Source organism: Nostoc sp. 'Peltigera membranacea cyanobiont' 210A (assembly GCF_002246015.1).
Taxonomy (GTDB): domain Bacteria; phylum Cyanobacteriota; class Cyanobacteriia; order Cyanobacteriales; family Nostocaceae; genus Nostoc.
Map to the genome: position 1 here is coordinate 548,086 of NZ_NOLJ01000005.1, position 22,915 is coordinate 571,000.

Genomic DNA, 22,915 nt, shown 5'->3' on the forward strand with positions numbered 1-22,915 from the left:
AAGGAGTGAATAGTTAAGAATCAAACTAACTAGATATCTCTTTTACCAAGGAAGTTCCACTCCCTTTATATAAAAAATAAACTTTGTCAACAGTAGTTTCCAGAATATGTTCTTATTTTTTAACATTATTTGTCCGTCTAGGAATCTTGACAAAGCCATATATTAATACCATTTCTTAAAGTAGATATATTGGATATTTCTTAAAATGGTTATGATTTATAGCGATCGCTGCTAGGCTCTCCACTGGTATCGCATATTGCTGGGCATCAAGTCTATAATTACATTAAATTGCAGGTGCTACAGCAGAATTTGGCATAAATAGCACTAGTACCTCATAGCCCATTGTAGACATCGCCTCTTGGATTTGGAAGGTATGAGCCAATAAAATGTAAACTTTCAGACACTTGCACCAAGTTTCTAACTACCTTGCTCTTTAATATCTCTGTGTGTAGTTCTATTTATAGAATAGGTGCTTCCCCGAAAGCTCAACTTATGAGTTGCCTGTGGTGTAATGATTCCAGTCGATTGGGTATTAGGATCGGCGCCAACAAAATAAGTGCATCCCCGAAAGCTCAACTTATGAGTTACTGATGGTGTGGTTTCCCCATCTAATTTGGCGTTGAGGTCATGACGATAGCAAGCCCCACGGTAGATTAAGTGATAATCTGGTTCCGATTTGGGAACTGACTGTTGTGTATATTGTGTTTCCCTGTTAACTACTTTGCTTGTATAATATTCGGAGATTGTACTGATAAGAATAAGAATTAATAGTAGAAGTAAAATTTGCCAAGGAGCTAACATTAAACCCAAAATCAGGCTGATAGCTGCAAATACAGTCACTAAATGTGAGATTTCATTATTTCTATTTTTGAATAAAAAATAGCCAGTGATGAAACAAACACACGGAAAAATGAAAAAGTACAAAGCCATATTTCCTACATTCGCAACTAAAAGCAAAGGGTTTATAAAGCAGATTGAACTTATTTTAAAAGTTGTTGTTTATTTTACCTCCAATCAGCTTGAGAAGTTACCGTGCTACTAGGGTAAAAGTTTTACGTCAAGTTATCTGTATTAGCTGCGATCACAAAGAAAAATTAACACTCAAGGCTATCTCAAACCTTGGAGCAGTGAGCGTTTTTGTCTTTATTCATTCAGAGAGGTTACAGGCGTGGTACAGAGTGGATGCTCAGTGTAAAGCCTTTGCTGGAGTATATGAAGATATTACCTTATAGCGATGTTATACTGCGATCGCATTCCTTAACGCAGAAATTTACTGATAAATAAAAATTAAAAGCGAACAAATATCACAATACAAAATTATTACTTTGGGGATCTAATAGGCAGAATAACCCACTACAGTTCTAACCGATGTATCTCCGGCAACGAAGTAAAAAAAGCATCATCAAAGCCTCGCAATCTCGCGTATAAAAAAAAAGCAGATGCATGTTACTGTTTTAATCTCATTGTCTTCCCTTCGCGCCTTTCCCTATGCATCTGCACTATTTACACCCCCAACACCTTGAAGAATTAGTCAAGAGTAGTGGTATAGACTTACACTTAGTGCATCTCAATTTTAGGTCGCTCCAAGGTGTAACAGCTTATGAGTACCTGTTGATTTCTGAGCTACTCCCCCGCACCAATACCGGAATGGTGAAAAGTAGTTGGTTGCAGCGTTACGCTCACATCACAGAAGGTGGTTGGTGGTGTTCGGGAATAGACCCTCTGAATAATTGGCAAATGATGGAATGGGGATGCTTTAAGCCAAACCAACCCCGACAAAACCACAATGGCAAATCCATCAAGTACGAGCATCCCCCCAGCACACCAACGCGGGTGTTTTGTTTGCGGGTAACGTTGCAAGTGTGGCAGCAAGTCGCTGGGCGTTACAATCTGGTCATGCCTGAAAATATCACCATTACTCCTGATGGCGAAGCTGGAGGCTTTTGGCAATGGGTGATGCAACAGAACATTCCCCTTATCATCTGCGAGGGTGTAAAGAAAGCAGCCACGTTGTTGACGCAAGGATATGTAGCCATTGCCATTCCCGGAATTACCAGTGGTTATCGGGTTGTGAAAGATGAATTTGGTAAAGTTACCCGTCGTCAGCTAATTCCTGATTTAGCCGCGTTTGCGATTACAAAGCGCAGCTTTTACATTTGCTTTGATTTTGAAACTCAACCCAAGACAATTGCTGCTGTAAATAATGCTATTTCTCAACTTGGCTGTTTATTTCAGCAAAAAAATTGTCCTGTGAAAGTCATTGAACTTCCAGGAATAGAAAAAGGGGTTGATGAATTTATTGTTGCTAAGGGTGCAAGTAGTTTTGATAAAGTTTATCGCCAAAGTGTTGATTTAGAAATTTATCTTGCTCAAACCAAACCCCACACCGAGTTAAGTATTCCTGCGGCACTTACCTTCAACCGTCCTTATATAGGTGAAATACCTTTTCCCACCTCTGGATTAGTAGGAGTCAAATCAGCGAAAGGAACGGGGAAAACTACGGCATTACAAGGCGTTGTTCAACAAGCAAAAAGTCGAAATCAACCCGTTTTGTTAATTACTCACAGAATCCTACTTGGACGATTCTTGTGTGAAAAAATTGGTATTCAATGGGGAACACATAAAGACGATGGGGAAAAAAGGATTAATAAAACACTTACCCCCGCTCCTCCCATACTGCGCTCTCTCTTTCCTCAGCAATCCCTCGGCTTGTGTGTTGATTCAATTTGGAAACTTAACCCAGAAAATTGGCGGGGAGCAATAGTAATTTTAGATGAAGTAGAGCAATCTTTATGGCATCTTTTAAATAGTAATACTTGTAAGCACAAGCGGGTAAAAATATTAAAGTTATTCCAACAACTCATTGCTACAGTTTTAACAAGTGGGGGATTGGTAATTGCCCAAGATGCTGATTTATCAGATGTTTCACTTGAATATTTACAGGGATTAGCAGGAATTAAATTAACACCTTGGGTAGTTCTCAATCAGTGGAAACCTCAGCATGGTTGGGACGTAACTTTTTATGATTCACCAAACCCAACACCGCTAATTCACCAACTAGAATTGGATTTACTTGCTGGACGTAAATGTTATGTTACTACCGATAGTCGCGCTGGGCGTTATAGTTGTGAAACAATTGAACGTTATTTGAAAGAAAGGCTACAAAAATTACGGCGACAATTTCCTAAAACTCTGGTGGTTAGTAGTCACACAACAAATACACCTGGTCACGCAGCAGTTGATTTTATTGCAGCGATTAATCAAAAAATATCTGAATATGACGGCGTTTTCGTTACCCCTAGTCTTGGTACAGGAATTAGTATTGATGTCCAACATTTTGATCGGGTTTATGGCATTTTTCAAGGGGTAATTCCTGACTCGGAAGCAAGACAAGCGTTAGCAAGAGTCAGGGATGATGTACCGCGTGTTGTCTGGTGTGCTAAACGAGGTATTGGTCTAATTGGTAGTGGGAGTACAAATTATCGCTTGTTATCTGATTGGTATCAAGAAAATCAAAAAGAAAACTTAGCTTTGCTGAGTCCCCTACATAAAATAGATGTGGATTTACCCTTAGTTTATGACCCGATTCATTTGCGCACTTGGGCGAAGTTATCTGCAAGGGTAAATGCTTCTATTCGCCTTTACCGACAATCGATGCAAGATGGTTTGATTGCTGATGGACATCAAATTCAGGTGCGGAGTAATGCGGTTCACAATAATATTATTCGAGATTTACGCCTGGCCTTTTTGGCAACCGATGCAGATGATTTAGATACACGCAAAAGGTTAGTTTTAGAAATTGTTAAGGTTCAAAAAGATTGGGCACAAAGTCGTCAAAAGGCTAAAGAAATTAAACGTAAAATTAAAGATATTAAGCAGCAAAATCAACTATCAGTAGCATCTGCTGTTGCCAATGCTAAAGATATTGATTATGTGGAATATGAGCAGATGTTAGTTAAGCATTCCCTAACGGATGGAGAACGCAACCAAATTAATAAATATGTTCTTAGACAAAGATATGGTGTAGAAATTAGTCCTTGGCTGAAATTACAGGATGAACAAGGATATTATCGTCAACTGTTAATTCACTATTATTTAACTCATGAAAGCGAGTATTTTCACGTTAGAGATGAGCAAGAATGGCATCAGCAATTATCTTGGGGGGAAGGAAAAGTTTTTCTCCCAGATTTAAAAACTTATACGCTCAAAGTTGAAGCTATGAGAGCTTTAGGAATGCTTCAGTTTCTCGAAGAAAAACGCGAATTTCATGAGAACGATTCAGATTTGATATTGCTTAAAAATATTGCTTTTCAGCATAGTAAACATATTAAAAGAGCGCTTGGTATTAATTTAGTCGGGGAGAAAGAGCAGGTTTCGGCAATAAAAATACTCAGCCGACTGTTAAATTTGTTGGGTTTGAAGCTGAAGCGAGTAAATGAAGTTTATCAAATTGATTTAGAAACGCTATATGATGGCAGGGATAAAATATTTGCTGTTTGGCATCAACGAGATGAATTGATGTTGGTTCATGTTAAGAGTGTTGGTTATGAATTGCCTGATTATTCTTCAGACTGGAAGTTTGAAGTTATGCAAACGAAGTCTGAAAAGGTAGACCATAGATTATCTATGTCTACTGTCCCATTATCCAAGATATAGCAATCCTGAATTACCTTCTTCACATTACTCTGCTATCAATGGGTAGTGATAAGTCACGAGACCATTCATTCCAAGAGCCAAAATAATTTCTGGCAGAAATCCCTGCCTCTTCGAGGGCTATCAATGTATTGGCAGCCCTTGAACCTTTAAAGCAGTAAATGTACACAATGGACTCTAAAGTAATACCTACAGATTGACAAATTTCTCGGATTTCATCTGGCGATCGGAACATGGGGATTTGCGATTCGGAATTCATCAAACGATGCCATTCTAACCATATAGTGTTAGGGATTCTACCTTTGCGAGGACAAAAATCAACAGCATAGGGAGAAGAACTCAACCCAAGCCATTCCTCGCTGTCGCGCACATCTAATTTAATAATTGCTCGATTGTCAATTGCTTGCAACATCTCGGCGGTAGTCACCATCATGTCAGCGTTGGGATGCAATCTAAAAATGCTGCTTTCACGTAATGGTACTTCATTAGTAGTAGGTAATCCTGCCTTGAGCCATGCTCTATATCCTCCGTCTAAGATAGATACCTGAGCGCAACCCAAATATTTCAGTAAGAAAGCTGCTCGACAAGATTGACCATAACCTTTATTTAAAGTATCTTCATAAACAATTAACCATTCTGCACCCGATATTCCTACCCCACTCAAAATTTGTGCAAAATACTCTTGTAATTTCTTTAATCCTGCTGGGTAGGAACTGTCTAAAAGATAGGTGAAAAAAGCTCTAATATTTATGGATTGAGGAATATGAGAAATAGCATATTCTTCGGGAGTTCGCGTATCAATGATGACAGTCTTTGATGACTTTTGGGCTAACAAAAACGTGAGTGATTGAGGAGAAATGAGAAGTTTTGTATTCACGCTTTAATGCTGATGTTGTCTTACTATTAGGCATTATCGCCCTCGCTAGAGAGAGCCTTTTGTCATGCAAATCACAGAAGAATGAATGTTGAATGTTATGAGAGAACTTTTGTGGCTATGTTGTTTTAAAACTGACTAAATCAATACATTCTGTTTGCGCTTTTGCTCATCGCTCCACCAATTATGTTCACAATCGCGTCTGCACGTAAATTTCGAGGCACTACAACGATGTGTGCAAAGGGATTTGGGCAATCTCATAACCCAAAAATCAACAAGCGAGTCTTAAAGGGAGTAAGCTATTGCGGCAACGCAGTCTAGAAGCTCCAATTAAAAGCATTTGTTTAGTTATGTCGCAAGAATCGGGAAAATGTTAAAGTTAAAAGCGATCGCTACGCGAAAAATGTAAATAATATATGGCTGACCAAAAAGATAAAGCTCAAGAAAAAAACCGGCTTGAACAGCTCCAAGAAGAACAAGGCAACACGGATTCTAAACACTCAGGGGGTGCTGGTGCTTCTGGTGGTAACTCCGGTGCAGGTAAATCTGGCACATCAAAAATTTCTGCCACTGGTACACCTGATGACATCGAAAAAGTTGATCAGGAGTAAAGCTGACTCCGAGGACGAGTCAAGGTTTAACTGCATCGGTCATTAGTAACTCAACTCAACAATGGTGGATTGAATACCTAATATAGCGGTTCTCGGCCCAAGTGATGTACAAGAACCCCACCCCCAACCCCCTCCCCGCAAGCGAGGAGGGGGCTAAGATGTACCTTGTATGATTAGGAAACGCTATCCCTCTTCCATCACTCTTGGAGAAAGCAATCGCTGCAAGGCTTACGAGACTTAACTTTCCAGGTTTTGGCTACATTTTTGAATTTATATTAGAAAATAAAGCCTCAAACCTTGATTTAGTCATAGTTTCAGTTTTCTGCTTCGATTATTGTTTTCTGAGAGTGATGGAAAGGCGCTATATCATGTCCGCTTGATTAATTATTAAACCCGAAGAAGCCCAAAGAGCCAGGTGCTAACAGTGGGTTTCCCCACTTATACCCCTCCGGGGAAGCAAGCTACGCGCAGCGTCTCCCTCTGGGAGAAGCACCTCGCGGGTGGAGTGCAATCACTCTGGGAATTATAACTAATTATACGTACATAATTATGATTATTTAGTCCACCATCGCGATCGCAACGCTTACGTCAGAAGGCGCACCCTAAACTTAAGTAATGTTTAGCAGGATTGAAACAAAAATCAATATGCACTTTCCTATAACAACAGCAAACTTTCAAAGAAATGAAATCCATTCGCAAAATTGAAATAAAAAATCCTAGCAACAGACACAACAGTAGTTGGAATGATTTTCAAAACATATTGTTAAGAATCCTGATGCTTTAGGCTTGAGAATGTCAAAAGCCAAAAAATTATATGAATGCTGAAGATTTTTTTAACCAAGGATTAAACCAAAATTTGCAAGGAGATTATCAAGCAGCGATCGCAGCTTATACCCAAGCAATCAAGCTAAATCCTGATTATGCCGAAGCTTACCATAATCGGGGGCTGATTTTAAGTGGCCAAATCAAAGATTATCGTACTGCGATCGCAGATTACAACCGCGCCATCGAAATCAATCCCAATTTTGCCTTAGCCTATTACAACCGGGCTAATGCTCGTTACTTTTTAGCCGATTATGAAGGAGCGATCGCAGATCATAATGTAGCATTACAAATCGATCCCAATCTGGCGCAATCTTACCACAGCCGGGGAAATGCCTACTTTGCTTTGGAAAACTACGACAAAGCGATCGCAGATTATATCCAAACTATAGAAATGAGTACGCAATTAGCTGATAATATCAATATTGATATTGCCAACGCTTATCATAATCGGGGCGTGACTCGTTTTGAAACTGGCGATCGTCAAGGAGCAATCGCAGATTTTCAGCAAGCTTTACAATGGCATCCCCATTTTGCCGCAGCTTACAGCAATCGCGGTAATATTCACCAGATTTTAGGAAATTATCAGGAAGCGATCGCTGACCATAACCAAGCATTACAATTAGATCCTAACTTGGCGGAAGCTTATCATAACCGAGGTAATGCCCACTACGCTTTAGCAGATTATCAAAGTGCGATCGCAGATTACAACCACGCCCTAAAAATCAATCCCAACTTTGCCGGAGCGTACTATAATCGGGGTCTGGTGCTTGCTCACCTCAAAAACTATCATCAAGCAATTGAAGACTTTAACCAAGCATTAAAGCTGAATTCTGATGATGTGCAAGCTTATTGTGAGCGTGGTCTGGTTCGTAGTACTCTTGAAGACTATCAGGGTGCGATCGCAGATTATGACCAAGCATTGCAAGAAAATCCGACTCTCGCTTTAGTATACGGCTTTCGGGCTAATGCTCGTCGGCGATTGGGAGATTATCAAGGTGCAATTGAAGATAGCAATCGCCTATTACAACTTAATCCTAATTTAGCAGAAGGATATTGCGATCGCGCGGCGGCTCGTCGTTCTTTAGGAGATCATAAAGGAGCAATTAAAGATTACGATCGAGCATTGCAGATTAATGATAACTTAGCCGCAGCTTATTATGGTCGGAGTATTGCCCGTGAAGCTCTGCAAGATTTACAGGGAGCAATTGATGATAACACTCAAGCGATAAAGCTTGTTCCTGAATTTTCCCAAGCGTATTGCAATCGGGGCAATGCTCGTCGTCTTTTAGGGGATGAACAAGGAGCGCTTACAGATTATAATCAAGCATTAAAAATTAATCCTGATTTAATTGAAGCATATTACAACCGAGGTTCTACCCACTATGCTTTAGAAGAATATGAAAGTGCGATCGCAGATTACACCCAAGCTTTGCAAATAAATCCCCAATCTGCTGCATTTTACAGCGATCGCGCTAATGCTCGCTATGCCCTAGAAGATTATCAAGGGGCAATAGAAGATTACAGTCGAGCGATCGCGCTTGACCCCAGCTTTGCCGAAGACTGGTACAATCGGGGTCGTAGCCGTTCTCTGTTGGGAGACTTACAAGGAGCGCTTACAGACTTAAACCAAGCCTTACAGCGTCAGCCGAATTGGGCTTCAGCTTACATCCTTCGGGCAGATGTCTACCGGAATTTGGGAGACTCTCAGGGAGCAATTAGAGATTTTCAAAAATCCGCAGACTTATATTACCAAGAAGGAAATATCCAGTATTATCAACAAATTATTGAGTTAATTGAACAGCTTTGAAGAACCCCACCCCGCCAAAGCTGTGCTTTGTCTCCCCTCCCCGCTTGCGGGGAGGGGATTAAGGGGTGGGGTGCAATGACTGTGGGAATCGCAACTAAATTATCCACACATGATATTATTCAAAGCGAAAGCGTTCCATAAAGCGGCGGTCAATCCAATCTTTGTAACACCACAAGAGTTTGTGGGGTGGTAAAGTCAAAGTGCCTCTGGTTGCAATCGCTCGTCCATCTCCCGTACCAATTAAACTCAAATATTCTTCCTGTGGTTTATAAGGTTTGAGCGGCTTGCCTAATAAAATTCGCTGCAAATTCTCAAACAAAGGTTTACCTTGTCTAACAGCAAATACCCCAGCTTTCGGACGCGGATGATTTAGCATTGTGGCAATGTCACCAGATGCAAATACCTGCGGATGCGTTTGAGATTGCAACGTGTCTTCTACCAAAATAAAACCTTGCTCATCGGTTCCTAGTCCAGCGTTTTTTAACCATTCGGGTGCTGATGCTTGTGTTACCCAAAAAATTTTATTGCACTCTACTGTCAAACCAGATTCACATTTAATTTCAAATACTTCTTTAGCTTCATTATGGGTTTTAGGTGCAATTTTACACACAGTTTCTCCCAGATGTAACTTAATACCTCGGTCAGTTAAAATTTGCTGAAGTTGATGCCGCACTGATTGATGATAATTGGGCATCAGTTCTTGTCCGCGTTGGAATAAATGAATTTCTAGGTTTTGAATAGGTTGTTGAGTTTCATCCAAAATTCGATGTAAACGAGATTGCATCGATAGCGCTAATTCTACACCGCCCGCGCCACCGCCTACGATCGCAATCCTAATTGGTTCTTGAGGATTTTTACCTACGGCTGCAATTAGTTCATACCAATGCTCTAATAGCTGCGATACTGGTTTAGCTGCGATCGCATATTCTGCCGCACCTGATACAGACAGTATGGCTGGAGTGCTGCCAATATCAATAGACAGCACATCAAAATCTACCGCAAGTCCGTTAGCACAAAGAACTTTGTTGTTTTTTAAGTCAAGGGCAACTACCGTGTCAATATACAATTGTACTTGAGCAAAGTTCGCCAAGGGTCGCAAGTCAATATGGCATTCATTGTGGCTGTAAAATCCGGCAATATGTCCTGGTAACATCCCAGAGTAGGCTGTCTCTGATGCTGTGGTAATCAGTATCAAACGTACTCCTGTTAACGGTTTGATACCGAACATTTTTATAACAATAGCATGGCTGTGACCGCCACCAATTAACACTAGATTTTTAACTATTGGTTGTATATTTTGCTGAGTTGTAATAGTCATTTTTAGTTAATCAATGATTATAAAGAAATCAAAAATATCATGATGAGAGTTAATTGTCAGTGAAGACTAAAGACTAGCGAACACAAACAATGATTGGGGATGGGAAGAGTATGTATGCTTATGTCTACTTACTCAAAAGTTATATTTACATTTTGTTGGTTACATTAGAATATTCCAGTATTGGCTATGTATGAAACAATAGCAGATGCTAATAAAATGTTCAATAAAAACTGGGGATTTAAATTTATTTAAATTAATTATTAATACTATGAAAAATATTTTATCAAAAACTCCCATCCAGCTATCAAAAATATTCCTGCGGATACCAGTTTTCCAAGAACAAGTTAAACAAAATCAGCATCAGTCGCTAAAAAGACGCTTAAGAATAGCAAGAGAACAGCTAGGAAATAACACTATAGAAATCAGTTTAGCTATAATTAATGATTTAGAACAAATTGCCTCTAGTTATCCACAGTACCACTGGACGATCGTAGATATTCTTACTACTTTTGTACGAAAGAATGCTTCTTATATGCCCCAAGAGGAAGTAACAAGTAACCTGTCAACAAAAATTCGTGTAGATATTCAAGCCGCGCTGACTGTTATTGCCAGAAGAGATGCAAACAAAGACCCAGTAAATGAGCAACTTGATTTGAGCTTCACGGATATCAGAGCAGCAAACTTGAAAGGGGCGAATCTACAACAGATAAATCTCTATCAAGCTAATCTCGCTGGGGCTAATCTTAGAGAAGCTAATCTAGCGGGGGCAATACTTAGTGCAGCTAATTTAGAAGGAGCTAATTTGTATCTAGCGAACTTAGAAGGAGCAATCCTTAGTGCAGCCAACCTAGAAAAAGCTAACCTTTCTGGAGCTAACCTGCATCGTGCTAGTTTATATCTAGCTAGCTTGGATGGAGCAATTCTCCATAACACCATACTTGATGGAGCAAACCTCAGAGAAACCAAATTTTCTGAGTAATATCATATCCGTTTAAATGAAAAATTTTTTCCCTACTCCTATTACCTACTCCCTATTCTCAGCATAATTCGTAATTCTTGTAGCGCCAGCGTTTCTTGGTATCGTGATGTAAAAGTATATTCGATATCATTGCTTAGTTCAATGAGTGTTTTGGCACCTATTATAATTTTCTGCTAAATGCTATACTATTTTTCCTCAACATCTAAGTAATAATTCTAGGTTGTAAGGAAAATTTTTACCATGTCTTCTAAAAAGACAGACGCTCTTTTGAATTGGTTGATAACTTTAACAGCTATATTTGGCTGCTCGTTGACTGTAATTTTCTTTGTTTTGTCCAATATTAAAGAATTGTCAATTCAAGAAAAAATCCAGTATAGAAACCAAGCTTTAACAACTACTGCAATAGTTTTTCTGGCATCGGCAGCAATGTTTAATACTTATTATGCAGCAAGACGTGCCCAAGCGATGCAGAAGAGTGCGATCGCATCTGAGAAAAACTTAGAAATTGGCTTGCAAAACGCCAAACTCAATCAAGACAGATTGATTGCAGAGCGCTTTATGGGCGCAATTGCCCAGTTAGGCCATGAAAAGGTGGAAACGCGGACAGGTGCAATTTATGCTTTAGAAAGGGTTGCTCAGGATTTTCCTCAAGAACACTGGACAATTATGGAAATCCTCACTGCCTTTGTGCGAGAGAATGCACCCATCCAGCACGTAAAAGGCGAGCAACAACAGCCGGAATATCAAGGAGCAATTTACTCAAGTCGGCGTCGAGGTGGGTCGCGTCCGACACCGCAGTTGGAGCAAAATCTCCATGAAGAATTCCCCAAAATACGCACCGATATTCAAGCAGCCCTGACTGTTATTGGTAGGCGTAATTTACTCGAAGACCCAAAAGATCAAAAACTTGATTTACGTAACACCGACATTAGACAAGCAGACCTACTAAAAACTAACCTGCAACAAGCAGACCTGCGTGGGGCTGACTTGAGTGGGGCTGACCTGCGTGGGGCTGACTTAAGTGGATGTGACCTTAGTGGCGCTAAACTCATTAAGTCGATTCTTTATGAAACTAAATTACTAAAAGCTAGTTTATGTGGAGCCAACCTTTGTTGGGCTAACCTGAATCGTATTAACCTCTCTGGAGCAAACCTGCGTTCAGCCAACCTCTCTGGTGCAAGTCTGCGGGCAGCTAATTTACAAGGGGCGAACCTTTATAAAGCTAACTTGCAACAAGCGACCTTAAAAATGGCTAACCTCTCTGGAGCAAAATTGTTTTTAGCTAACTTGCAAGGAGCAAAATTGGGTAAAGCCAACCTACACCAAACGGGTTTGATTGGTGCTAATCTTTGTGGGGCTAACTTAAATGGAGCTAACCTTTCTGGGGCTAATTTGAATGCAGCCAAACTCCACCAAACAGAAGTATATTTTGCCAATCTCTCAGAAGCTAGCTTAACGGAAGCTGACCTATATCAGGCTAATCTGATTGGAGCAAATCTTTATAGGGCAACCTTTTATCAAGCTAACCTGACTCAGGCAAACTTGATGGGAGCTAACTTTTCACAAGCTAATCTCAATGATGTCAAACTGGAAGGGACTATTTTGACAGGAGCGAAAAACTTAGAGTTACAGCAGATTAGAGAGGCACTTGGCGATCGCACCACTCGCCTACCTGATTATATCGAAGCACCGGCACATTGGCCGCAATTGGGTTAAGCGATCGCAGCATCATTCGTTATTTAGGCGCATTCTACCGTTTTCACTTAGTGCTATAGTTTTTACCAAAAGTCTCCGTAACAATTCTGGAGATGAACAAGATGAAAGCTATGTCTGATAACAAGACAGACCCTCTGAGAAATTGGTTAATAATTCTACCATTTATATTTATTCTTTGCTTATTTATTGTTTTTTTAGCCTTTGTAAATGTTGAAGGTTTATCAACAGAGCAAAGGTTAGATTATGGAATTAAATCTTTAACAACGACTGGAACAATTTTTGTTGGAATTGCTGTATTCATCAATGCGTTCTATGCAGCTAAACGTGCAGAAGCTATGGATAAAAGTGCTGAAGCTGCAAATGAGAGTGCTAAAGCTGCACTCCAAAATGCTAAAGCTGCACAAGACAAGCAAATCACAGAACGCTTTGCAAAAGCTATTGAACAGCTTGGAAATGAAAAGATTGAAACGCGATTAGGGGCAATTTATACTTTAGAACGAATTGCCAAAGATTCCAAAGATGATCACTGGACAATTATGGAAGTCCTCACGGCTTTTGTGCGAGAGAATGCGCCTTTGAAAAAAGACGAGGAGCAGGAATCACCAAAAATTTGCACCGATATTCAAGCAGCCCTTACCGTTATCGGACGACGCAATTGTAAAAATGACCTGGAAAATCAGAGATTGAATTTAGATAATATCAATATTAAGAGAGCACAACTTAAGGGAGCTAATCTGCAAGGGGCAGACCTCAGGGAAGCCAATCTGCAAAAGGCAGACCTCAGGGAAGCCAATCTGCAAGGGACAGACCTCAGAAAAGCCAATCTGCAAGGGACAGACCTCAGAAAAGCCAATCTTCAAGGGGCAGTCCTTTGGCAAGCCAATCTTCAAGAGGCAGACCTCAGGAAAGCTAATCTTCAAGGGGCATTCCTTTGGCAAGCCAATCTGCAAAAGGCAGTCCTTTTGGAAGCCAATCTGCAAGGGACAGACCTCACGGAAGCCAATCTGCAAGGGGCAAAGCTCTGGGGAGCTAATCTGCAAGGGGCAAAGCTCTGGGGAGCCAATTTGCAAGGGACAGACCTCTGGGGAGCCGAAAATCTAGAACAACAGCAGATTGAAGAGGCAAAAGGCGATCGCACAACCATCCTACCGGAAAATCTTCAACCACCCGAACATTGGAAAGGTTAATCAGCTATTTCAGACTTGTGTATACACCGTAGCCTCGCTTGTGAGGAGGGGTTAGGGGTGGGGTTCATCTGAATTCTGTTTAATTAAACAGACAAAAGTAATCACTCAATCTGAAGAAGTTTTTTCCGAAATAGCCGCTTTATCGTCTGTATAATCACTGAAATGGGCAAGAGCGTTAGGCTGATTTCGGATAATTTGTGATGAAACTAGATTTAGTCAGGTTTTTTCAAGCTTGCAACCCCAGTAAAACTCTGGTCGTGAGCAAACCGGAGGATAGACAATATTATATTGATTTCTCTAAAGTGCGTGGTGCCAAAATTATTGAGGAACTTGGGCGAACTATCACCCGCCTTTCACCTGAGCAGCCTACTTGTCAATTGTTTACCGGACATATCGGTTGTGGTAAATCCACTGAATTACTGCGGCTAAAGGCAGAATTAGAGCAGCAGGGATTTCATGTGGTTTATTTCGAGTCTAGCCAAAGCCTGGATATGGCTGATATTGATGTTACAGATATTTTATTAGCAGTAGCTCGTGAGGTGAGTCAAAGTCTGGAAGCAATCAAAATTAACCTCAAACCAGGATACTTTAAAAATCTGTTTACCGAAATTTCTGAGTTTTTGCAAACGCCGCTAGATATAGGGGTGGAGGCAGAATTATCTGTAGGTATTGCCAAGATTACCGCCAAAACTAAAGATAGTCCCAAACTTCGCGGTCAGTTACGGCAATATTTAGAACCGCGCACCAATGGCATTTTAGAATCAATTAACAAAGAATTGCTCAAGCCTGCTAGAGAAAAACTCAAGCAGCAGGGTAAAAAAGGACTGGTGGTAATTATAGATAATCTCGACAGAGTGGATAACTCTCAGAAACCTTCCGGTCATTACCAGCCAGAATATCTCTTTGTGGAACGGGGTGAACAGTTAAACCAGCTAAATTGTCATGTTGTTTATACCATTCCGTTAGTGTTGATTTTTTCCAACGCTTTAGGAAGGTTAACAAATCGCTTTGGCGTAGACCCCAAGGTTTTGCCGATGGTTCCTGTGCAATTACAAGATGGTTCGCAATTCTCACAGGGAATTGTACTGCTGCAACAGATGGTTATGGCGAGGGCTTTTCCTGGTGTCAGTTGGGAACAAAGTCGGAATTTAATTACTGAGGTTTTTGATAGTCCTAATACTTTAGAGCGACTTTGCCAAGTTAGCGGTGGTCATTTGCGTAATTTGTTAATGTTATTGTTTCGTTGTCTTCAGCAAGAAGACCCACCTTTGTCGCAAGAGTGCGTAAATAGAGTGATTAAACAGCGCCGCAATGAGCTAACTTTGGCAATTACGCCCGATGAATGGGAATTACTGCGTGAGGTAGCGCAAGAGAAAAACTTGAGAGGTCATGAAAGATACGAACTTTTGCTCCGCAGTATGTTTGTATTTGAATACCGGAATGAGGATGGTTCGTGGTTTGATATCAATCCGATTTTGGCAGAAGCTAAGGAATTTAGGTTATAAATCGGCGTATATGAAGAAATACCCCCCTTAATCCCCCCTTATAAAGGGGGGAAACCGGAAAATCTTGTTCCCTCCCCTTTGCAAGGGGAGGGTTAGGGTGGGGTAAAACACTGGCTAATCAGCTATTTCAGACTTGTGTGTACACCGTAGCCTTTTAGGAGAGAGATTTAGAGAGAGGTTTTCCAGATACCCTGAAAAGTCAGGTGCGGGAGCTACATCAACAAGTGCGGGAGCTATATCAGCAAGTGCGGGAGCTACATCAACAAGTGCGGGAGCCATATCAACAAGTGCGGGAGCTATATCAGCAAGTGCGGGAGCTACATCAGCAAGTGCGGGAGCTATATCAGCAAGTGCGGGAGCCGTTTCAACAAGTGCGGGAGCCGTTTCAACAAGTGCGGGAACCGTGTCAGTTGTCATTTTCACAACTACAGCTTTTTACAACTAGCAGAAATCACCCGTCGTCTTTCCTGCCCCCTGCCTCCTGCCTCCTGCCCCACTTCGGCTACGCTCAGTGACCACCTGCCCCCTGCCTCAAAACCCATAGCTTTGTACTTTATGCAAAAGAAAACTGCTGTATGTTATGAGTAATCAGCAAGAGCCAGAAAATTTAGCCTTTGACAATGAGCATTCATTGCAAACTCTGGTGCGAACAATTACCCTTTCTCAGGAAACATTTTCGCTGATTTTACTGCGCTGTAACTATGCTGATTTACGTCAGCGCATGGTAGAACGCCTGCACCAATTATCTCCTGTAGACATTCGGGAAATTACTTTACCTGCATCAGTCAAAACGCTTTACACAAATATACGCGAACAACTCTTAGATGAACAGCCACCAGCATTAATGGTTTTTGGTTTGGAGTCGGTTAAAGATATTGATACAGTTCTGACTTCAGCTAACCAAGTGCGGGAGGAGTTTAGAAAAAACTTTCCCTTTCCGATATTGTTGTGGGTTAATGACCAAGTTCTGCAAAAATTTATTCGATTAGCAACTGATTTAGAGAATTGGGCAACTATCATTGAGTTTGAAAATCCTACCGATGAGTTAGTCAACTTCCTTCAGCAAAAAACTGATGAAATCTTTGCTGGTGATGTAACGCCTAATCCCCAAATGTGCCGGGAACTTGAAACCGCTCGTCAAGATTTGCACAACCGTCAAGAAGTATTAGAACCAGCACTTCAAGCAAGTTTAGAATTTGTGTTTGGCTTCAATGATTATCTACATGACCATATAGATACTGCTTTAGCACATTATCAACAGAGTTTGAGTTTTTGGCAACAAATTAACTATGGTTCTTCAGTACTTACTATGCTAAATTATTAGCTGCGAAGGTTAAAAAGTATAAAGAATTGCATAAAATATTTAGTAAAACTTTTGACATAATTGACTTAGGACGCAGATTCATTATTAACTGTAAGTACTAGAAAAGTATTTTTTGTCTATTTACAGTTATGAACAGGAAACAAAATATTAAAATACTAACAGAGCTTCTAGATTTAAAAGATGTGAAAGTTATATCACATCGCCTTCATGTCGGGATAGGAATGATTTTACAAATAGAATCAATAAAATCATACAGTACTTGTCCTCGCTGTGGTACAAAAAGCCATAGATTACATCAAAATCATCGATACATTGTTAAAGATTTACCTTTCGGTGAGAAACCAGTATTTTTAGAAATAAATAGAAGACAATTCAAATGCGAAGAATGTAAAAAACCCTTTAGTGAGAATTTAGATTTCGTGAGCCAGAAAAGAACTTATACAAAACGGCTGGCACACAAGATAATACAAGAGGTAGTAGAAAACGATATCCACAGTGTAGCTGATCAAGGGATAGTGACAACAGAAGAAATAGAAAGAATGTTAAAAGACGCTTCGCTTGAATTATCTGATGACAAACCTTCTCTGATAAAAAGACTTGGAATCGATGAGATAGCTCTGGTTAAGGGCAAGGGTAATTACTGCGCCGTACTAATAGATTTAGATACATCTAAGCTAGTAACTATTTTAAATGGGCGCACGCAAGAAGTAGTGAAGGAAACCCTTTTAGAATGGGGATATGAGGTCTTAGAACAAATTGAGGAAGTGAGTATAGATTTGTGGGTTGGTTATAAAAACGTTGTCACAGAATTAATGCCCAATGCTCAAGTAGTAGCAGATAGATTTCATGTAATGACACAGATTAATAAAGAATTAGATACACAGAGAAAACGAGAGAAACGGAGTCTAGAAGAATTAATTAAAAAAGCGCAATTATCAGCACAAAAAGCTGAATATGAAAAACTTTTATCGGGATTAAAAAATAGTAAGTACGTTTTACTTAAAAATGAGTCAGACTTAAATGAAGAGCAAATAAATAAACTTTCTGAAGTCAAGAATGTATCTCCTGTCTTAAAAGAAATGCATGAATTAAAAGAAAAATTTAGAAAGATTTTTAATAAGACAGATAATTGGTATCCGGGAGTTTTTAAACTCGGTATGTGGTTATCGAAAGCTAAAAAATATTTTCCCAAGAGTAACAATACTATTATCCGTTGGTTTGATGAGATAATTGCTTACTTTGATAATGGGACAAGTAGTGGTGCTGTGGAAGGTATTAATAACAAGATCAAGTTGATTAAACGTTCCGGTTATGGATTTAGAAACTTTGACAATTTCCGAGTTAGATGCTTATTGAATTGGCATTTTAACTATTAGTTAAGCATACTATGTACTGAAGAACCAAAATTCTGAAACAATTGCTCAAGAGATTGCTGCTTCTGGTCGGGGACAAGATGTTAAGCGTTTGCGAGAAAGAATTGGCGGGACTGAGCATAAATTGACTGTAATTCATGGTCAGTCAGGAGTCGGCAAAAGTTCAATTTTGCAGGGTGGGTTAATCCCGGCGTTGCAACAGGAAGCAATTGGTGAGCGAGATGCTTTACCGATTTTGTTGCGAGTTTATACAGATTGGGTGGGGATGTTGGGGCGGTGTTTAGCTAAGGCTTTTGAGGAAGTTAGAGGTAGTCCATTATCTGTTAATCTGGATTCCTCATCAGCTATTTTAGAACAATTGCGGAGAAATGCTGACCGGAATTTGTTGACGGTTTTAATGTTTGACCAGTTTGAGGAGTTTTTCTTCGTTTATCCAGACCAAAGTCAACGACGAGCATTTTATGAGTTTTTGCGCGTTTGTCTAGATATTCCTTTTGTCAAGATAATTCTGTCTTTGCGGGAAGATTATTTACATTATTTATTAGAGTTAGACCGTCTGTTTAATTTGACTGCAATTAATAATAATATTCTTGATAAAAATATTCGCCATTATTTGGGTAACTTTTTGCCAGCCGATGCTATGTCTGTGGTGCAGAGTTTAACAGAACGCTCTCACTTTTATCTTGAACCTGCACTGATTGATGAATTAGTGCGGGATTTAGCAGGAGAATTGGGGGAGGTGCGCCCAATTGAGTTACAAATTGTGGGGACGCAATTGCAAACTGAGAAAATTACAACTTTAGATAAGTATCGTAAGTCTTGGACTAAAGAGAAACTGGTTGAGCGATTTTTAGAAGAAGTAATTACAGACTGTGGCGCGGAGAATGAACAAGTTGCACGACTGGTTTTATATTTACTCACAGATGAAAATGGGACTCGTCCCCTCAAGACTCATGCTGAGTTAGCCGCAGATTTGGCAGCAGAAGCCGATAAACTAGATTTGGTGTTAGAGATTCTTGTGGCATCAAGGTTAGTATTGCAATTACCAGAATCGCCGGCTGACCGTTATCAACTGGTGCATGATTACCTTGTGTCCTTTATTCGCCAACAGCAGGGCAATGAAATATTAGCAGAATTAACTAGAGAGCGAGAACAACGCTTGCAAGCAGAAGAGAAGCTGAAGCTTGAACAAGATGCAAAGCAGATATTAGTTAATGCTCAACAAGAAGCCAAGCGACAAATTCGCCAAGGGCGGATGCAGTTGATGGTGAGTTCTGGTTTGGCGGTATGTCTATTATTATTCGCAGGTATATCATCTTTATATGCATTGAGTCAAATTCAAGTGGCTAAAGATGCTGATGGTAAAAAGCAACGGGCAGAAAATACAGTTAAAACGGCTCAAGCTGAATTGCAAGCTACGCAAAAAACACAGATAGAATCACAGAAGAAAGCCCAAGAATTAGAAGCAAAAAAGAAAGATGCAGAGCAAAAGTTTGAAGCAGCGCAGAAAAATCAGCAAGTCGTAGATGCAAAATTTAAGGCAGCACAGGTAGATTTAGGGAATGTAAAGCAGCAAGCAGCAGATTTACAAGATAAAAATTCTCAAGCAGAGGAAAAAATTCAAACAGCTAACAAACAAGTTAAAACTGCTCAAGAGAAAGCACAACAGGCAAATAGACAACAACAGGAAGCACAATCTAAAACTAAACAGGCTCAAACTATTTTGAGTCAAGCGCAAGCAGCGCTACAAGGAGCAGAAGCAGCACAAAAAGAAGCACAAAAGGGAACGGAATTAGAACGGGCAGGTGTTAATGCCTTAAGACAGTTTGAGTATGCCGGCGAGTTAGAATCGCTGGTGGCAGCAATGCACAGTGGTAAAGAGTTAAAAACTTTGGTAAAAGATGGTCGCCCTTTAGAAAAATATCCAGCTATCAGCCCTATTTTTGCTTTGGATAGTATTCTCGATAAAATTAAAGAACTTAACCAGTTTCAAGGGCATCAAGATTGGGTCAGAAGTGTGAGTTTCAGCCCGGACGGCAAAACCATCGCCACGGCATCAGATGACAAGACAGCGCGGTTGTGGACGCTCAACGGGCAACTGCTACAAGAATTCAAAGGGCATCAAGGCTATGTTTATAGTGTGAATTTCAGCCAGGACGGCAAAACCATCGCCACATCAGATGACAACACAGCGCGGTTGTGGACGCTCAACGGGCAACTGCTAAAAGAATTCAAAGGGCATCAAGGCATAGTCAGAAGTGTGAGTTTCAGCCCGGACGGCAAAACCATCGCCACGGCATCATTTGACAAGACAGCGCGGTTGTGGACGCTCAACGGGCAACTGCTACAAGAATTCAAAGGGCATCAAGATTGGGTCATAAGTGTGAGTTTCAGCCCGGACGGCAAAACCATCGCCACATCACAAGACAAGACAGCGCGGTTGTGGACGCTCAACGGGCAACTGCTACAAGAATTCAAAGGGCATCAAGGCGAAGTCTTAAGTGTGAGTTTCAGCCCGGACGGCAAAACCATCGCCACGGCATCATTTGACAAGACAGCGCGGTTGTGGACGCTCAACGGGCAACTGCTACAAGAATTCAAAGGGCATCAAAGCTATGTTAATAGTGTGAGTTTCAGCCCGGACGGCAAAACTATCGCCACGGCATCAGATGACAAGACAGCGCGGTTGTGGACGCTCAATGGGCAACTGCTGCAAGAATTTAAAGGGCATCAAGGCATAGTCAGAAGTGTGAGTTTCAGCCCGGACGGCAAAACTATCGCCACGGCATCAGATGACAAGACAGCGCGGTTGTGGATGCTTAACAGGCAACTGCTACAAGAATTCAAAGGGCATCAAGGCTATGTCTCAAGTGTGAGTTTCAGCCCGGACGGCAAAACCATCGCCACATCACAAGACAACACAGCGCGGTTGTGGACGCTCAATGGGCAACTGCTGCAAGAATTTAAAGGGCATCAAGGCGAAGTCTTAAGTGTGAGTTTCAGCCCGGACGGCAAAACCATTGCCACGGCATCAGCTGACGAGACAGCGCGGTTGTGGAGGCTCAACGGGCAACTGCTGCAAGAATTCAAAGGGCATCAAGGCATAGTCAGAAGTGTGAGTTTCAGCCCAGACGGCAAAACCATCGCCACGGCATCAGATGACAACACAGCCCGGTTGTGGACGCTCAACGGGCAACTGCTACAAGAATTCAAAGGGCATCAAGGCATAGTCAGAAGTGTGAGTTTCAGCTCAGACGGCAAAACCATCGCCACGGCATCAGATGACAAGACAGCGCGGTTGTGGACGCTCAACGGGCAACTGCTACAAGAATTCAAAGGGCATCAAGGCTATGTCTCAAGTGTGAGTTTCAGCCCGGACGGCAAAACCATCGCCACGGCATCATGGGACAAGACAGCGCGGTTGTGGACGCTCAACGGGCAACTGCTTCAAGAATTCAAAGGGCATCAAGGCTATGTCTGGCGTGTGAGTTTCAGCCCGGACGGCACAACCATCGCCACGGCATCAGATGATAAGACAGCGCGGTTGTGGACGCTCAACGGGCAACTGCTACAAGAATTCAAAGGGCATCAAGGCTATGTTTATAGTGTGAGTTTCAGCCCGGACGGCAAAACCATCGCCACGGCATCAGATGACAACACAGCCCGGTTGTGGCCTGTGGATAATTTAGAGCGGTTGCTGGTGCGGGGTTGCAATTGGCTGCATGATTATTTGCAGAATAACTCGAATTTGGGTGAGAGGGACAAGCATCTCTGCGATGATATTAAGTAATTCGCAATTCGTAATACTCGCCTCCAGCGAGAAGCAAGCTACGCATTAATTAACGCGTAGCGAGCAAGATGCTTTCAATCCCACACCCGTCGCAAATTCAAGACAAAACCCGGCAACACCGCTTCACCCGACAACTCAGCAGGATTCTCCAACACTTCCACATCCTTAGCTAGTCGATAAATTTCCACCCGTCGCTCCTGCGGATCGATTAACCAACCAAGTTTAGCGCCATTGTCGATATACTCCCTCAATTTATCTTGCAGAGACAGAGACTTGAGGGTATCTGAACTAGAGCGTAACTCAACTACAAAATCGGGGCAGATATTAGCAAACGTTCCTTTTTGTGCCGAAGTAAGCGCCTGCCATCGTTCTCCACTCACCCAAGAGGCATCGGGGGAGCGAGTCGCACCATTGGGTAAAATGAAGCCTGTAGAAGAGTCAAAGACCTTACCAGGTTCACCCGCATTACGCCACCACAAATACAATTCGCCAGAAATACTGCAATTTCGCTCTCCAGTTTCCCAGCCTGTTGGTGGGTTCACTATTAATTCTCCTTGTGCGGTTCTTTCCACTCTCAAGTCTCTATTGGCTGCGGCTAAAGCAGCAAACTGTTCTTGGGTAACATACAGCCCAATGGACTTAGGCAACTCAATCAATAGGGTTTCGGTTTCTGAACTAGCGGGTGTTTGTACCATTTTGACCTCTTACCAATAGGGATTCGGTAATATGATGCCTACCCTATTAACTAACAAATTCTACAAGCTTTCTTAGCGTCCGCCTCCGGCACTGTACGATCGCCTAAGCGTCTCGAACGCGATCGCAATTGCAGATAATTATAAGCCAATACGCTTGGGTTAAGGCTAAAACTCTTTTTTTTAACGAACCGCCTTCTCTACGAGAGGCTTTCGCCAACGTGTAGCGTCTCGTTAGAGGAAAACGCCTTCTCTGCGAGA

General features: G+C 41.3%; 15 protein-coding genes and 1 pseudogene. 11 read left to right on the forward strand and 5 right to left on the reverse strand.

Going from position 1 to position 22,915, the window contains the following annotated elements:
• Nucleotides 1-417: 417 nt before the first annotated feature.
• Nucleotides 418-840, reverse strand: coding sequence for a DUF4278 domain-containing protein (locus CDG76_RS36280; protein WP_190240893.1), 423 nt, complete (start codon nucleotides 838-840; stop codon nucleotides 418-420).
• 297 nt (nucleotides 841-1,137) lie between these two features.
• Here CDG76_RS36280 and CDG76_RS38395 point away from each other — a divergent pair, with 297 nt between their 5' ends.
• Nucleotides 1,138-1,284 carry a hypothetical protein gene (locus CDG76_RS38395; RefSeq protein WP_223265273.1) on the forward strand — a complete coding sequence of 49 codons (147 nt, stop codon included), beginning with the start codon at nucleotides 1,138-1,140 and terminating at the stop codon, nucleotides 1,282-1,284.
• A 204-nt stretch (nucleotides 1,285-1,488) separates the two neighbouring features.
• Complete coding sequence (locus tag CDG76_RS18390) at nucleotides 1,489-4,656, forward strand: plasmid replication protein, CyRepA1 family (RefSeq protein ID WP_094350395.1); 3,168 nt, start codon at nucleotides 1,489-1,491, stop codon at nucleotides 4,654-4,656.
• 19 nt (nucleotides 4,657-4,675) lie between these two features.
• On the opposite strand, the gene CDG76_RS18395 is transcribed toward CDG76_RS18390, so the two are convergent.
• A complete protein-coding gene (locus CDG76_RS18395; RefSeq protein WP_094350396.1) occupies nucleotides 4,676-5,530 on the reverse strand; it encodes a sulfurtransferase in 855 nt (284 codons plus the stop codon).
• A gap of 413 nt (nucleotides 5,531-5,943) precedes the next feature.
• Here CDG76_RS18395 and CDG76_RS18400 point away from each other — a divergent pair, with 413 nt between their 5' ends.
• Both CDG76_RS18400 and CDG76_RS18405 read left to right on the forward strand, forming a co-directional pair.
• Complete coding sequence (locus CDG76_RS18400) at nucleotides 5,944-6,138, forward strand: hypothetical protein (RefSeq protein WP_094350397.1); 195 nt, start codon at nucleotides 5,944-5,946, stop codon at nucleotides 6,136-6,138.
• Nucleotides 6,139-6,952: 814 nt separating this feature from the next.
• Complete coding sequence (locus tag CDG76_RS18405; protein ID WP_094350398.1) at nucleotides 6,953-8,770, forward strand: tetratricopeptide repeat protein; 1,818 nt, start codon at nucleotides 6,953-6,955, stop codon at nucleotides 8,768-8,770.
• A gap of 115 nt (nucleotides 8,771-8,885) precedes the next feature.
• Here the strand turns inward: CDG76_RS18405 and CDG76_RS18410 are convergent, their stop codons facing one another.
• The gene (locus tag CDG76_RS18410) at nucleotides 8,886-10,088 is read right to left on the reverse strand and encodes an FAD-dependent oxidoreductase (protein WP_094350399.1); all 1,203 of its coding nucleotides are present in this window, start codon (nucleotides 10,086-10,088) and stop codon (nucleotides 8,886-8,888) included.
• Between the two features lie 268 nt (nucleotides 10,089-10,356).
• Here CDG76_RS18410 and CDG76_RS18415 point away from each other — a divergent pair, with 268 nt between their 5' ends.
• From CDG76_RS18415 to CDG76_RS18430, 4 genes are all read left to right on the forward strand, one after another.
• Nucleotides 10,357-11,067, forward strand: a complete 711-nt coding sequence (locus CDG76_RS18415) for a pentapeptide repeat-containing protein (protein WP_094350400.1) — start codon at nucleotides 10,357-10,359, stop codon at nucleotides 11,065-11,067.
• A gap of 240 nt (nucleotides 11,068-11,307) precedes the next feature.
• Nucleotides 11,308-12,783, forward strand: a complete 1,476-nt coding sequence (locus CDG76_RS18420; protein ID WP_094350401.1) for a pentapeptide repeat-containing protein — start codon at nucleotides 11,308-11,310, stop codon at nucleotides 12,781-12,783.
• Nucleotides 12,784-12,884: 101 nt separating this feature from the next.
• Nucleotides 12,885-13,970, forward strand: coding sequence for a pentapeptide repeat-containing protein (locus CDG76_RS18425; protein WP_442946379.1), 1,086 nt, complete (start codon nucleotides 12,885-12,887; stop codon nucleotides 13,968-13,970).
• Nucleotides 13,971-14,170: 200 nt separating this feature from the next.
• Nucleotides 14,171-15,475 (forward strand): P-loop NTPase fold protein, encoded by a 1,305-nt coding sequence (locus CDG76_RS18430; protein ID WP_094350402.1) that lies wholly within the window; start codon nucleotides 14,171-14,173, stop codon nucleotides 15,473-15,475.
• A gap of 114 nt (nucleotides 15,476-15,589) precedes the next feature.
• Here CDG76_RS18430 and CDG76_RS37435 read toward each other — a convergent pair whose 3' ends face one another.
• Nucleotides 15,590-15,892, reverse strand: coding sequence for a hypothetical protein (locus CDG76_RS37435; RefSeq protein ID WP_094350403.1), 303 nt, complete (start codon nucleotides 15,890-15,892; stop codon nucleotides 15,590-15,592).
• Between the two features lie 163 nt (nucleotides 15,893-16,055).
• Here CDG76_RS37435 and CDG76_RS18440 point away from each other — a divergent pair, with 163 nt between their 5' ends.
• The 3 genes and pseudogenes from CDG76_RS18440 to CDG76_RS38400 form a co-directional block, all read left to right on the forward strand.
• On the forward strand, nucleotides 16,056-16,799 hold the full coding sequence (locus tag CDG76_RS18440) for a hypothetical protein (RefSeq protein ID WP_223265274.1): 744 nt from the start codon (nucleotides 16,056-16,058) through the stop codon (nucleotides 16,797-16,799).
• A gap of 128 nt (nucleotides 16,800-16,927) precedes the next feature.
• Nucleotides 16,928-18,175 carry an ISL3 family transposase gene (locus CDG76_RS18445; RefSeq protein ID WP_442946355.1) on the forward strand — a complete coding sequence of 416 codons (1,248 nt, stop codon included), beginning with the start codon at nucleotides 16,928-16,930 and terminating at the stop codon, nucleotides 18,173-18,175.
• A gap of 25 nt (nucleotides 18,176-18,200) precedes the next feature.
• Nucleotides 18,201-21,962 (forward strand): annotated as a pseudogene (locus tag CDG76_RS38400) (nSTAND1 domain-containing NTPase); the annotation flags it as partial.
• Nucleotides 21,963-22,036: 74 nt separating this feature from the next.
• On the opposite strand, the gene CDG76_RS18460 reads toward CDG76_RS38400, so the two are convergent.
• Nucleotides 22,037-22,657: a Uma2 family endonuclease gene (locus CDG76_RS18460; RefSeq protein WP_094350404.1), complete on the reverse strand. Its 621-nt coding sequence runs from the start codon at nucleotides 22,655-22,657 to the stop codon at nucleotides 22,037-22,039.
• Nucleotides 22,658-22,915 lie beyond the last annotated feature (258 nt).

Coding starts and splice junctions, on each gene's coding strand:
- CDG76_RS18420 (WP_094350401.1), top strand. CDS start 11,308: ATGTCTTCTAAAAAGACAGACGCTCTTTTGAATTGGTTGATAACTTTA.
- CDG76_RS18460 (WP_094350404.1), bottom strand. CDS start 22,657: ATGGTACAAACACCCGCTAGTTCAGAAACCGAAACCCTATTGATTGAG.
- CDG76_RS18425 (WP_442946379.1), top strand. CDS start 12,885: ATGAAAGCTATGTCTGATAACAAGACAGACCCTCTGAGAAATTGGTTA.
- CDG76_RS18440 (WP_223265274.1), top strand. CDS start 16,056: ATGAGTAATCAGCAAGAGCCAGAAAATTTAGCCTTTGACAATGAGCAT.
- CDG76_RS18410 (WP_094350399.1), bottom strand. CDS start 10,088: ATGACTATTACAACTCAGCAAAATATACAACCAATAGTTAAAAATCTA.
- CDG76_RS37435 (WP_094350403.1), bottom strand. CDS start 15,892: ATGACAACTGACACGGTTCCCGCACTTGTTGAAACGGCTCCCGCACTT.
- CDG76_RS18445 (WP_442946355.1), top strand. CDS start 16,928: ATGAACAGGAAACAAAATATTAAAATACTAACAGAGCTTCTAGATTTA.
- CDG76_RS18405 (WP_094350398.1), top strand. CDS start 6,953: ATGAATGCTGAAGATTTTTTTAACCAAGGATTAAACCAAAATTTGCAA.
- CDG76_RS18415 (WP_094350400.1), top strand. CDS start 10,357: ATGAAAAATATTTTATCAAAAACTCCCATCCAGCTATCAAAAATATTC.
- CDG76_RS18390 (WP_094350395.1), top strand. CDS start 1,489: ATGCATCTGCACTATTTACACCCCCAACACCTTGAAGAATTAGTCAAG.
- CDG76_RS18400 (WP_094350397.1), top strand. CDS start 5,944: ATGGCTGACCAAAAAGATAAAGCTCAAGAAAAAAACCGGCTTGAACAG.
- CDG76_RS18430 (WP_094350402.1), top strand. CDS start 14,171: ATGAAACTAGATTTAGTCAGGTTTTTTCAAGCTTGCAACCCCAGTAAA.